The sequence below is a fragment of the Paenibacillus sp. BAC0078 genome, assembly GCF_054483875.1.
Genome location: NZ_JBTLRW010000025.1, coordinates 1 through 12,139, shown reverse-complemented (window position 1 = coordinate 12,139; position 12,139 = coordinate 1). Strand labels below are relative to the sequence as shown.

Sequence of the window (12,139 nt, the reverse complement as noted above, 5' to 3'; positions counted from 1 at the left end):
TGATTGGCAGCTACAATTAGGATTAATGACGACAATGGACTACTAGGGGGATGAACGAGATCATTATCAAACCAAGCAAAACCACGGTACAGTCGGTCTGGATGTTATGGGAAAAAGCCTTTGCGCTCAGTTCACGTTTTCGTGGAGCCGGTACGACGCATTTTGGCATATGCAGTGTAATGCTTAAAAAGCATAGAGGGCAGCCCATCGTATGCGAGGATTCCACGGTCATTCAGCCTGGAGAGTGGGTGGGGGAGCTCCATCTTGATAACGGAAGCATTCTTAAGCTGATTCAAACCGAAGGCTCGAACCGGGCTGCGCTTCAGACAGCGCGAATGCTGCGTCAATCCATGCGGCAGATCAATGAGGCCTTTGAAACGCAAAGCGAATTTAAGCAGGTGAAGGCAGTATTAGGGATCACGCTTCTCCACCGGGGAATCATCCATGGTCTTGGCTTTGAGCAGCAGAACCTCCAGCCCGGTTTTTTTAGACGCATGACTACCATTTATCTCCGCTTGCTGCTGTCTGCGTTGCATCCGGAAGGGCGGGAGCGGATTGGACAGCGGACCGAACAACTGGTGCCGATGAGGCTGGTCCATTCGCGGGCTTCACTGAAACAACGGTTCTCGCCTGCACAGAAAATGTCGGGGTAATTAGATATGGAATGAGGGAGGACAAATGTTCACATTCACGGCAAGCGTAATACTATTCATCGTAACTCTATACATGTTCGTACCCGTTCTGATCACACGCATGGCCGGATTAGGTGTCATTCGTAAAGGAAGGACCTGTGGACAGGTCGCTTTTACTTTTGATGATGGACCACACCCGGAATACACCCCAAGGCTGCTTGATTTATTGGAAGCTCACCAGGTGAAGGCAACGTTTTTTGTGCTTGGAGCCCAAGCGGAGCAGTATCCTGATTTGATCAGAAGAATGGACAGGGAAGGCCATCAGATCGGCATCCACAATTATTGCCATACATCCAACTGGCTGATGCTGCCCGGCACGATCCGGCGCAAACATCTGGAGCGCTCCGCTGATATTATAGAGTCGATTGTCGGCACGAGACCCGACCATTATCGTCCACCCTGGGGATTAATCAATCTATTTGATTTCTGGCGTCTCAAGCAGTACCGGATTGTTCTATGGACGCTGATACCAGGTGACTGGAGCAGCCGGGTCTGCAAGACCAGGTTGCAGTCAACGCTATTAGGCCGGATTACTGACGGCTCAATTATTGCGTTGCACGACAGCGGGGAGACAGTAGGGGCAGACCGGCAAGCACCTCATTTCATGCTGCAAGCTCTAGAGCAAGCACTGAAGCAACTGAAGACCAGAAATCTGGAGTTCGTCCGGCTGGATGAAATGGCGTGAAAGCATCTGAAATAGCCTGTAGACCAGACCCTCCCGGGGTGCGGTTTACAGGCTGTTTGCAATTTAAGAATTTATATGTTTCACACTATAAATTTTTACTTATTGAGAACATCCGCATATTCGGAGTGTTGTTCGAACCGGCCCTTAGCAAACGGACATAAAGGCACAATTTTAATTCCGTTTTCCCGGGCATATTCCACGATTGCTTTTACAAGCTTGTCGCCGAGCCCCTGTCCCCGGTAAGCTGTGTCAACGAAAGTGTGATCAATAATATAAAGTTCCGGGTGTGTGATGACATACGTCATTTCGGCAGCAATTGTGCCTTGATCTCGAATAAGTAATCTTTTACCGGCTGTGTCATGATCGACAATATGCATGTCTAGACCTCTTTCTTTGTTGAATGTTCATCGCTCAGACGCGCATATTGTAGTGCGCCGCTTGGACATTTGTCAATATGTCTGGCAAGTTCCTCCGCAGTGGCGGCATCCGGGTCTACCCATGGGCGGTTGCTTAAATTAAAGACGGAAGGGAAGCCCTTAACGCAAACACCGGAATGTATGCATTTCTCTGAATTAAATGTAACGTTGATATTCTTGCCGTAGTACACCTTTTGTTCACTGCTCATTTCTTTACATCCTTCCTGCCTTTTTAAAATATACTTCAAGTGTTTTTACCCGAATGTGATTTAAGTGAAGCATGGCAATACATGGAAGGCATAACCCCATTCACAGGTTCTGTGTTAAAATGATTCTGGCATTTTGGTTAAATGTTCCATACCTGCAGTCAGGAAGGGATTGGGTAGAACTGTGGAGAGTATTCTAATTATTGAAGATCAGGAGGATGTCAATCTGATGCTTGCGGAAGCTTTGGCGGATGCGGGCTACAATGTGAAATCCTCTTATACCGGCATTGATGACAACGAGGAGCTTCGCAGCAACACATATGATCTGATTCTGCTCGATATTATGCTTCCCTATAAGAACGGGGACGAGCTGCTTAAAGAGCTGCGCGGATATTCGGATATCCCCGTAATCATCATTTCCGCCAAGGGGATGATCGGGACGAAGATAGATCTGCTCAAGCTGGGCGCGGATGATTATATTACCAAACCTTTTGATTTGGGTGAAGTGATCGCACGGGTAGAATCCAATCTCCGGCGGTCCCATAAGCTGAAGCAGGGGAGCACAGTTCTGCGCTATAAAGATTTATTACTGGATACAGGCACCAAGCATGTTACTGTGAGCGGTAACGATGTGGAGCTGACAGCCAAGGAATATATGATTCTGGAGCTGCTGCTGACGCACGCCGGCAAGGTGTTCACCAAGTCCAATCTGTATGAGTCGGTCTGGCAGGATGAATATCTCGGCGAAGACAATGCGGTGAAGACCCACATCAGCAACCTGCGCAATAAGCTTAGAAAATTCAATCCGCAGGAGGAGTATATTGAAACGGTGTGGGGCCTGGGCTACCGGCTATACAAGAAATAAAGGTATTATACTTAGAACTTCTTTTTGCTGCACTTAACCTTTTCTAAACCTTTGAAAATTACAGTAGAGCCAGAAAGGGCTGGTGAGCAAAATGAAAGAAGCTGTTCTAAAAACAAATAACCTGACAAAAAGCTACCGGGGTCAGAATGTGCTGCATAATGTGTCCATCACACTGGAAGCCGGTAAAATCTATGGCCTGATTGGACAGAATGGAGCGGGGAAAACTACACTCATGCGGCTTATTGCGGGGCTCAGTTTTCCTGCCGGCGGCAGCATTGAGCTTTTTGGCCATACTGGAGAGAAGGCTTTACAGGCTGAACGCAAAAGATTGGGCTGCATGATTGAGTATCCTGGTATCACCCTGAATATGACCGCAAAGGAAAATCTGAAGCTTCACCGGATCATGCGGGGCATCCCCAATCAGGAAGTAGAGCAAGAGCTGCTGGAGTTCGTCGGCCTTGCGGATACCGGGAACAAGAAAGTAAAGAATTTCTCCCTGGGCATGAAGCAGCGGTTAGGGATTGCTATCGCTTTGCTTGGAAATCCTGAACTGCTTATTCTGGACGAGCCAATCAATGGCCTAGACCCGTTAGGTGTCGTGGAAATCCGCAATCTGCTCAAACAATTGTGTGAAGATCAGCAAATGACCATTCTGATTTCAAGTCATAACCTGCCGGAGCTGTATCAGACGGCAACGGATTATATTATCATCCATAAAGGCGAGGTCAGACAGACGCTTACGCTGGCACAGCTTGAAGAACGCTGCAGGCATCATATTCGGATTAGCTGTGACAATCCCGGGAGGCTGGCAAGTGTTCTGGAAATGAAGCTGAAGACGAAGAACTACAATGTGCTGGCGGATTATACAGTCAAGCTCTATGATTACCTGGACGACAAAGAAAAAGTATCGCGAGTCCTCTATGAGAATGGAATTGTTGTAACCAACCTCTCGGTTGAGGGTGACACGCTTGAAGATTACTTTATTTCTGTTGTTGGGGGTGGCAGCAATGTATAATCTGATTTGGGCTGACTTATATAAATTACGCAAATCTTTAGCTATTAAAATCCTATTTGGAATCACAACAATAAGTGCGGTGGCGATGGCATTTATAGCCCATCTAATCCCACAGGGCAAGGTTGATGAGAGTATGACCGGTATCGGGTTCCTGTTCTCAGATGTTAATGTAATTAGCATTCTCGGAGCGGTTATCGCCGGGGTCTTTATCTGCGGTGATTTTGATAACAAAACGATTCATAATGCTATAGCGACTGGAAGCAGCAGGGTAGCCGTCATTATAAGCAAGACCATTGTATTCTGCATGGCGCTGGGCTTCATCCTGCTCCCCTATGCCATTATTACAAGTATTGCGCTTGGCACGAATTCCGAATATAGTATGGGTTCTGTGGCCATGGGCTTTCTCCATGTGCTGACGTCAGGAGCGGGCAGCGGTCTTTCTGCCTCCGGGGTATTGAAGCTGCTCGGGCTCAGCTTGACCTTGATGATCGTCTACATGGCACAACTGAGTATTACCGTACCTCTCGCTTTTGTGCTCAAGAAGCCGGTTCTTGTAGTTGCTATTTTTTATGGGTTCTCCATTCTATGCGGGCAGCTTGGGGGCTTAGCAGAGAGGTATCCGGGGTTTGACCGTATTTTCGCCGCTACTCCATTTAGTGGAAACTATTCGCTTATGACGATAAATACAGGTACGGGAGTTATTTTCAAGGCAATCGCGGTGAGTCTGATATTTCTGCTTGTGATGCTTGCCATCACGTACAGCGTATTTAGAAGAACGGAAATCAAGTAATTGAAGGGCCGGTGAAGGCTTTGACGACAGCGGTTGTCATTTTGGCTATTTTGGTTATTTTGCTCGCCTTGTACAACATCTTGCTCCGGCTGCAGCTACGCAATATCAACGGGCAGCTTGAGAAGAGGCTGAGTGAAAGAACGCGGCAGCCGCTTAGTCTGGAGCTGATCAACCGGGAGCTGAACCGATTGACGGCAAATATCAACAAATGCCTGAAGGCGGAGGAGAACCTCCGTCTTGACAGCATTCGCGAAGAAAAACGGTTCAAGGAAATGATTGCGAATATCTCACATGATCTGCGGACGCCGCTCACCGCTATTAAGGGGTATCAGCAGCTTGTGGAGAGGGGAAATCTGTCTGAAGCAGAGCGGGAAAAGCTGCGGATTGCCGGGAAACATGCGGATGAACTGGGCAGCTTGATTGAGCAATTTTTTGAATACTCCTATCTTGTGAATGCGGAGCCGGAGCCTGAGCTGCGGCGGATCAATCTGACGAATCTTGTTGCAGAGTGTCTGGCAGAAGCCGCCGAAGCTTTTGAAGACAAGCATTTAGCGGTGCATATCGCTGAAGCTGCGCCCGTGTATGCTTTTGCCGATAAGGATATGGTCGTTAGAATTGTTCACAATCTCATCCGCAACTGCATAGCGCATTCCGATGGTGATCTGGAGGTACAAATTCGGACAACGAAGAATGCGGTCATTGTGTTTCGAAATCACGTGAAGCATGCTGCTGAAATGGATGTGAACCGGCTGTTCGAGCGCTTTTACACAGCCAATAAAGCAAAGAGCAGAACCACGGGTCTCGGACTGTCCATAGTCAGGCTTCTGGCCGAACAGCTTGGAGGCAGTACAGGCGCAGCTATACAAGACGGGTTTCTTGAGATCAGTGTTGAGCTTCCTGTACTGCCGGGGACAACTAGAGAAATATAGAACAAGTTTCAAAAGGGGGTGGCTCCATTGTTCAAAATCATGCTTATCGAAGACGATGTTACGCTTTTCAGTGAGCTCAAGGAACGATTGTCTCAGTGGTCCTATGAGGTCTACGGTATTTCGGATTTCGGCAACGTCATGGAGGAATTTGCGGCGGCCCAGCCGGAGCTGGTCATTATCGACATCCAGCTTCCGCGCTTTGACGGGTTCCACTGGTGCCGGATGCTGCGGGCCCATTCCAATGTGCCGATCATCTTCCTGTCCTCCCGCGACCATCCGAGCGATATGGTGATGTCCATGCAGCTTGGAGCCGATGATTTTATGCAGAAGCCGTTCCATTTCGATGTGCTTATCGCCAAAATCCAGGCCACGCTGCGCCGGGTATACAACTATAACACCGAGCGGATCGAGCTGAAGACCTGGCGCGGAGCAACGATTGAATATGGGAAGAATACAATCACGAACGGCCTTGGCACTGCGCTGCTGACAAAAAACGAAATGTTCATTCTGAAGCATCTGGCTGAGCGCAAAAATCAGATCGTGGAGCGTGAGGAGCTCATCAAAAGCCTGTGGGACAACGAGCATTTTGTGAGCGACAATACGCTGACCGTGAACGTGAACCGGCTGCGCAAAAAGCTGGAGCCGCTGGGCCTCAGCGATTTTATCGAAACCAAAGTGGGACAAGGCTATATGGCGACTGAGGAGACGGCGTCATGATATGGAAATACATAAAGGAAAGGCGGAGCTGGCTGCTCCTGCTTGGCGTACTGCAGGCGATCATTCTGTTCGTGGCCTATGTCGATGCTACAATTCCGTTTCTGCCGGTGCTCTACATTGTTGTATTGAATGTTCTGGTCTGCATCACTTTTGTGTTTATCAGATACCCAAAGGAGACCCGTTTCTATAAAAACATGGCTGCCTGGGACGAAGTGTATGATCACAGCACATTCAGCGAAGCTGTGAGCCCGTTCGAGCAAATGGTACAGGAGGCGGTGAATACCCAAACCGAACGGTACAGGAAGGAGTCTGCGCAGAATTTCCGTCTGCTGGAGCAGGAGAAGGATGATCTGCTGTCCTGGATTCATGAGGTCAAGACCCCGCTTACCGCTATGCAGCTCATGATCGAACGGCTGCCGGACGAGATGCTGCAGAGCCAATTAATGTACGAATGGCTGCGGATCCATCATTTGCTTGATCAGCAGCTTCATCAAAAGCGGATTCCGTTCATGCGCAACGACCTGTTCATCGAAATCACCCGGCTTGAGCCGATTCTGAACAAAGAGATCCGGGCATTGAAATCCTGGTGTATTCCCAAAGGCATCGGGTTCGACGTATCACTTGCTGTAGAAGAGGTGCTAACTGATGGCAAATGGCTTGGCTTCATGCTTAGGCAGCTTCTGACGAATGCCGTGAAATACAGCGAAATCTCCGATATCCTCATTGTGAGCCGGGAAGTGGACGGACACGCCGTGCTTGTCATCGAGGATCAAGGACGGGGGATTGATCCGAGGGATTTGCCGCGGATTTTTGACAAAGGCTTCACCTCGACACTGGGCCGGCAGGAAGGAGCCGCGACCGGAATGGGGCTGTATCTGACAAGACAGGTGGCGGAGCCGCTGCTGATCGGCATTCAGGTGGAGTCCACGCCCGGGGAGGGCACAACGTTTACTTTAACCTTTCCACGGGAAAATGACTTCCTGCGGATTACGGGCGTGTGACAAGAATGTCACATGCCTCTTTATATTGTTCGGCGAAACGCAGGAAAAGGAAGCAAAACCCGCTTATGATAGGATTATAGATAAGGAGTGGGTAAAACATGATGATTCTTGAAGCGAATAAAATTTATAAAACGTACGGCAATAAATTCAACAAACAGGAAGTGCTCAAGGGCATTGACCTTCAGGTGGACAAAGGCGAGTTCGTCGGCATCATGGGGGCATCCGGTTCGGGAAAAACGACCCTGCTGAACGTGCTGTCCTCCATTGACCGGGTGAGCCAGGGCACCATTGAAATTGAGGGCAAGGAATTTACAGGCATGAAGGAGAAGCAGCTTGCCGAGTTCCGCAAACACCATCTCGGGTTTATTTTTCAGGAATATAACCTGCTGGACACGCTCACGGTCAAAGAAAATGTGCTGCTGCCGCTCTCGATTACCGGTATTTCCAAGAAAGAGGCCCATCAGAGATTTGAACAGGTGGCCGGAGAACTGGGCATCTACGAATTGAAAGACAAATACCCGGCGGAAATTTCCGGCGGACAGAAGCAGCGGACGTCTGCGGCGCGGGCGTTTGTGCATGAGCCAAGCATTATTTTTGCGGATGAGCCTACAGGGGCGCTGGATTCCAAATCGGCCTCCGATCTGCTCAACAAGCTTGCCGACATGAACACGAAACGTCAGGCCACAATCGTAATGGTCACCCATGATGCTGTTGCCGCCAGCTATTGCAGCCGGGTGGTGTTTATCCGTGACGGGCAAATTTACACCCAACTGAACAAAGGTGATGAATCCCGGCAGTCCTTTTTCAATGATATTATCAAGACCCAGAGTGTACTAGGCGGTGTCCAGCAATGAGCCTGAATTATATTATCCTGCGCAATCTGCGGAAAAATATCAAAAACTATTACCTTTACGTCTTTGCGCTGATCTTCGGTGTGGCGCTGTATTTCTCCTTCGTTACGCTGCAATATGACCCTTCTATGGGTAAACTCAAAGGAACGGTCAAAGGAGGAGCGGCTATCGGCGCATCCTCGGTGCTGCTGGTGGCGATTGTGGCGATTTTCCTGCTGTATGCCAATACGATTTTCATCAAGCGGCGCAGCCGGGAGATTGGACTGTTTCAACTGATTGGGCTAACGAAGGGAAGAATCTTCACGCTGCTGAGCGCGGAGAATCTGATTCTCTATTTCGGTTCCATGATTATCGGGATCGGTGCCGGGTTCGCGATGTCGCGCCTGGTTCTGATGATTTTGTTCAAAATCCTGGCAATTGAAGCCGTGGCCAAGCTCCGCTTCTCTCCTGAGGCGCTACAGCAGACTGTAATCGTTTTTGCCGCGGTATACCTGCTCATCATGCTCATGAACTATATGTTCATCAAAGGGCAGAGCATTCTCTCCCTGTTCAAAGTTACTTCCACCGCACAGGAGCGCATTAAGAAAATGCCGGTGTGGGAGATCGTCATTGGCCTGCTCGGCATCGGCTTTATCGCGGTTGGGTATTATTTGTCCACCTTGCTCTTTAGCGGGAAAATAAACGGCATGAACGAGCTGATGATCTCAATGATCCTTATCCTTGGTCTGGTTATTATCGGCACGTATTTGTTCTATAAAGGCTCAGTCAGCTTCGTGTTCAACGCTATCCGCAAGAGTAAGAAAGGCTACCTCTCCATCAATGAGGTACTTTCGCTCTCGTCCATTATGTTCCGGATGAAGTCGAATGCGCTCTTGCTGACGATCATTACAACGGTATCCGCGCTGGCTATCGGGCTGCTGTCGCTCAGCTACATCTCGTATTATTCTGCCGGAGCGAATGCCAAGAGCAGCTCGCCTAACGACTTCGGGTTTTCCCGGGTGGAGGCTAAGGAGAAGTTTGAAGCGGCGCTGGATGCGGCGCAGATCAAATACAGGGAAATTCATATGCAGCCTGTCATGATGGAAGTCGATGCTGCGAAAATAATGCCTAAGGATTCCTCAGACACTATTATTACTTCTTCCGTGGTCAGTGACAGCGGCTTGAAGGGACTGGATGTACAGCCCGGAGAAGTTCGGATTATGGGGTACAGCAGTGCTATTAGCAGCCTTATGTCACTGAGTGACACCGGGGAGGTTGGCTTTAAGACCTTGAACGGTACGACCAAGCAGCAGCTTATAAGTGTATCCGAGGATTCTATTGTGCCTTACTATTACAGCGGAGGCGCCGGCGTATTTGTTGTCGATGAGACGGTCTACCAGGAGCTGATTAAGGACCTGAATCCCAAGCTGCAAAAAGCAAAGGACAAGTCGGAGTACTACGGAATTGAGCTTGCCGACCGCTCGAAGATTGATAAGGCAAATCAAATTTTTACGGATCAGGCGCCGGAGATTCCAAGCTTTTCACAGCATGAGTATGAAATGAGCCAGCGCAACAATATGGGGCTTATTATGTTTATTGTCGGCTTCCTGGGCTTGACCTTCCTGATTACTTCCGGCTGTATTCTGTACTTCAAGCAGATGGATGAGGGAGAGGAGGAAAAAGGAGGCTACACCATTCTGCGAAAATTGGGCTTTACCCAAGGCGATCTCCTGCGCGGCATTCAGCTCAAGCAGCTTTTCAACTTCGGAATTCCGCTGCTCGTTGGCCTGAGCCATAGCTATTTTGCCGTCAAGTCCGGCTGGTTCTTCTTCGGCACGGAAATGCTCACACCGACGATTCTGGTTATGCTGCTGTATACGGCGCTGTACTCCATTTTCGGGTTCCTGTCGGTGCTGTATTACAAAAGAGTGATTCAAGAGTCGTTGTGATTTTGCTATATATGTTGAACTTTTGTTTTTCATATTTGGGCCTGGTCGTAACTGAGGGGAATGTTTGGACTTCCGGCCGCTGTTGTCTACAGATTTCTTGATTTATACCGCTTGGGCGGATGAAATCCGTAGACAAAGGCGGTCGCTATCGCTCCTACAGTTCCAAACCTCCCCTCCGTCCTTCTGCCCTTTTTAAATTTTCTTTAGTTCAACATATATAGTTGTATCTGGAATTACAAGAGGCTGCCGAGATTATCTCGGCGGCTATTTTGCTTAGTACGCCCAGCATGGGCGTCATCTCTAGAGTGAAAGTCCGGTAGAAGTAAGAGCCAAGCCGCATTAAAAATATTGCTTTCTCCACCCGGCTGTAAAAAGCGCTATAGAATTTACATCTTCTATAGGACTGATTTTTACAGAGGGGGGACCCCGCTTGCAGACTCAGGCAGCCGTGAGTAAGGAAAAAGAGAACACTACCGTTCACCATAAACCAAACAGCTATCAACAGACATTTGTACGGCCAGCGGCCGCGCGGCAGACGGACCCGGTGGAGATTATCCGGCGCATCCGAAAGAATCAGGCTTCGTTGACGCGGGAAGATCAAATGGCGCTCCAGCGGACCCTGGGCAACCGCGCCGTTGTTCAGTTATTATCCGAGCTGAAAAAGAACGGCAAGAAAGAGGAGAAGTCGGATAACGAGGCAGACGGGAAGCAGAAGGGAGCAGGACCGGGAGGTCTGGATAAGGCCATCGAGAGTCAGGGGGCTCAACTTGCGGAATCCGCTTAACCTGCACAACCCGTACAATCTGCACAGGTGGAAGAGACGCCGGTGGTTAAGGTGGAGCAGCCGGCAAGTGAGGCTCAGAAGCAGGGACAGAGCCAGGGTATGGCACAGGCGGCTGTGAAACAGAGCAGCTCTGTTCTTGAGCAGCAGCCGATTCAGAAGGTGAAGCCAAGCGATAGAATAAAGGGATTTCTAAAGAGGAATCTGCTGGAAAGCTCTGTTACCGGGAAAGCTTCACCTGGAAGTGAGGAAGGCACTAGGAATTCGGCTGCTGGGCAAACGGGTGGAGAAGGTAAAGCTACAGCGGCTCAGCAGAAGAAAGAAACGGGAGCCGGTTCAAGTGCGAAAGGCAGCGAAAAAGAACCAGCGGCAGAGCAGGCTGATTCACAGCCAGCGGACACTAAGGAAGGCAAAGCTGGAAAAGGGAGTAAGGGCGCTAAGGACGCCTCTGAGAAAGCCGAGAAAGGCGAAAAAGCCGCGCCCAAGGAGCCGTCGTTGGGGGATGCCCTCGGCGCTATAGCCGGGGACGGAAAGGAAACCCCGGCCAAAGCCAAGAAGGTCAATATCCGCGGCGAAGATCCGGGGCAAATCCTGGATCAGCTCACCCAGGTTCAGCCTACCGAGATGGGCGACGCGTATGCCCAGGCCGTGGAGGTTTCCGCAGGAGCTTTTGAGAAACAGAAACAAAAGACGAAGCAGTCGCTCCCGGCGATCCCCGCACCGACCGGACTGAAGGGGAAGGCAATACAAGCCCGGAAAAAACCGGTGCCGCTGAAGCACTCTGCTCCAGAGAGCTATAAGAGTGAGCGGTCCGGGGGAGCAGCAGCTCCGGGGAACCTCGAACGCATGAACATCGGCTCCTCCGGCCCGGACGGAAATCCCGAAGCCATCATGAGCGAAATCCGTTCCGCCGCAGCCCAGCCGCCAGGCATCAGCATGACCGGCGAAGCCGATCCCTCCCAAGTGGAGGGCTTCAGCCAGGAAGCGTCGCAGCAAGTAGGCGCAGCAAAGCAAGCGGAGATGGGCCAGATCAACAACCCGTTCGGTGAAAATGACATCTATCCCGAACCGGATGGCTCTACCCTAAAGGCAAACGCAGAACTGCAAGGCGGCAACACCCCCGCCGCCAAAAAGCTGCCGGGCCTGGCGATCCCGGGCGAGATGACCGCAGGCCTCAACAAGTCACTTGCCCCGGAAATGAACAAGCAGCTCGGCGCCAAGCAGGCCGAATACAACAAGGAAAAAGAAAAATTCGACAGCAAA

13 protein-coding genes and 1 pseudogene are annotated in these 12,139 nt (G+C 50.1%); 12 read left to right on the top strand and 2 right to left on the bottom strand.

All coding sequences use genetic code 11. The features are described from left to right. The first annotated feature begins 50 nt into the window (after positions 1-50). Positions 51-653, top strand: coding sequence for a YkoP family protein (locus tag ACX1DY_RS28160; protein ID WP_458967438.1), 603 nt, complete (start codon positions 51-53; stop codon positions 651-653). 25 nt (positions 654-678) lie between these two features. Continuing rightward, positions 679-1,377: a polysaccharide deacetylase family protein gene (locus ACX1DY_RS28155; protein ID WP_458967437.1), complete on the top strand. Its 699-nt coding sequence runs from the start codon at positions 679-681 to the stop codon at positions 1,375-1,377. A gap of 95 nt (positions 1,378-1,472) precedes the next feature. Here the strand turns inward: ACX1DY_RS28155 and ACX1DY_RS28150 are convergent, their stop codons facing one another. Both ACX1DY_RS28150 and ACX1DY_RS28145 read right to left on the bottom strand, forming a co-directional pair. Continuing rightward, the gene (locus ACX1DY_RS28150; protein WP_458967436.1) at positions 1,473-1,754 is read right to left on the bottom strand and encodes a GNAT family N-acetyltransferase; all 282 of its coding nucleotides are present in this window, start codon (positions 1,752-1,754) and stop codon (positions 1,473-1,475) included. 2 nt (positions 1,755-1,756) lie between these two features. Beyond that, entirely contained in the window at positions 1,757-2,002 is a 246-nt protein-coding gene (locus tag ACX1DY_RS28145; protein WP_458967435.1) for a (4Fe-4S)-binding protein, read from the bottom strand. A gap of 181 nt (positions 2,003-2,183) precedes the next feature. On the opposite strand from ACX1DY_RS28145, the gene ACX1DY_RS28140 reads away from it, so the two are divergent. The 10 genes and pseudogenes from ACX1DY_RS28140 to ACX1DY_RS28095 all read left to right on the top strand — a co-directional run. Beyond that, positions 2,184-2,864, top strand: a complete 681-nt coding sequence (locus ACX1DY_RS28140) for a response regulator transcription factor (RefSeq protein ID WP_458967434.1) — start codon at positions 2,184-2,186, stop codon at positions 2,862-2,864. Between the two features lie 91 nt (positions 2,865-2,955). Continuing rightward, positions 2,956-3,879 carry an ABC transporter ATP-binding protein gene (locus tag ACX1DY_RS28135; protein ID WP_458967433.1) on the top strand — a complete coding sequence of 308 codons (924 nt, stop codon included), beginning with the start codon at positions 2,956-2,958 and terminating at the stop codon, positions 3,877-3,879. Continuing rightward, complete coding sequence (locus ACX1DY_RS28130) at positions 3,872-4,669, top strand: ABC transporter permease (protein WP_458967432.1); 798 nt, start codon at positions 3,872-3,874, stop codon at positions 4,667-4,669. Before ACX1DY_RS28135 ends, ACX1DY_RS28130 begins: the two co-directional genes overlap by 8 nt. A gap of 11 nt (positions 4,670-4,680) precedes the next feature. After that, a complete protein-coding gene (locus ACX1DY_RS28125) occupies positions 4,681-5,598 on the top strand; it encodes a sensor histidine kinase (RefSeq protein WP_458967431.1) in 918 nt (305 codons plus the stop codon). A gap of 27 nt (positions 5,599-5,625) precedes the next feature. After that, complete coding sequence (locus tag ACX1DY_RS28120) at positions 5,626-6,315, top strand: response regulator (RefSeq protein WP_458967430.1); 690 nt, start codon at positions 5,626-5,628, stop codon at positions 6,313-6,315. Further along, the gene (locus ACX1DY_RS28115) at positions 6,312-7,316 is read left to right on the top strand and encodes a sensor histidine kinase (protein ID WP_458967429.1); all 1,005 of its coding nucleotides are present in this window, start codon (positions 6,312-6,314) and stop codon (positions 7,314-7,316) included. The genes ACX1DY_RS28120 and ACX1DY_RS28115 overlap by 4 nt, the downstream gene beginning before the upstream one ends. 98 nt (positions 7,317-7,414) lie before the next feature. Beyond that, complete coding sequence (locus tag ACX1DY_RS28110; RefSeq protein ID WP_019910220.1) at positions 7,415-8,170, top strand: ABC transporter ATP-binding protein; 756 nt, start codon at positions 7,415-7,417, stop codon at positions 8,168-8,170. Then, positions 8,167-10,095, top strand: a complete 1,929-nt coding sequence (locus ACX1DY_RS28105) for an FtsX-like permease family protein (protein ID WP_458967428.1) — start codon at positions 8,167-8,169, stop codon at positions 10,093-10,095. Before ACX1DY_RS28110 ends, ACX1DY_RS28105 begins: the two co-directional genes overlap by 4 nt. A 430-nt stretch (positions 10,096-10,525) precedes the next feature. Beyond that, the gene (locus tag ACX1DY_RS28100) at positions 10,526-10,879 is read left to right on the top strand and encodes a hypothetical protein (RefSeq protein WP_458967427.1); all 354 of its coding nucleotides are present in this window, start codon (positions 10,526-10,528) and stop codon (positions 10,877-10,879) included. Between the two features lie 42 nt (positions 10,880-10,921). Continuing rightward, positions 10,922-12,139 (top strand): annotated as a pseudogene (locus ACX1DY_RS28095) (HNH endonuclease); the annotation flags it as partial.

What these genes read in the sequence shown, in the direction of transcription:
- ACX1DY_RS28145 (WP_458967435.1), bottom strand. Translation starts at nt 2,002, where the DNA reads ATGAGCAGTGAACAAAAGGTGTACTACGGCAAGAATATCAACGTTACA.
- ACX1DY_RS28110 (WP_019910220.1), top strand. Translation starts at nt 7,415, where the DNA reads ATGATGATTCTTGAAGCGAATAAAATTTATAAAACGTACGGCAATAAA.
- ACX1DY_RS28150 (WP_458967436.1), bottom strand. Translation starts at nt 1,754, where the DNA reads ATGCATATTGTCGATCATGACACAGCCGGTAAAAGATTACTTATTCGA.
- ACX1DY_RS28115 (WP_458967429.1), top strand. Translation starts at nt 6,312, where the DNA reads ATGATATGGAAATACATAAAGGAAAGGCGGAGCTGGCTGCTCCTGCTT.
- ACX1DY_RS28135 (WP_458967433.1), top strand. Translation starts at nt 2,956, where the DNA reads ATGAAAGAAGCTGTTCTAAAAACAAATAACCTGACAAAAAGCTACCGG.
- ACX1DY_RS28130 (WP_458967432.1), top strand. Translation starts at nt 3,872, where the DNA reads ATGTATAATCTGATTTGGGCTGACTTATATAAATTACGCAAATCTTTA.
- ACX1DY_RS28105 (WP_458967428.1), top strand. Translation starts at nt 8,167, where the DNA reads ATGAGCCTGAATTATATTATCCTGCGCAATCTGCGGAAAAATATCAAA.
- ACX1DY_RS28160 (WP_458967438.1), top strand. Translation starts at nt 51, where the DNA reads ATGAACGAGATCATTATCAAACCAAGCAAAACCACGGTACAGTCGGTC.
- ACX1DY_RS28155 (WP_458967437.1), top strand. Translation starts at nt 679, where the DNA reads ATGTTCACATTCACGGCAAGCGTAATACTATTCATCGTAACTCTATAC.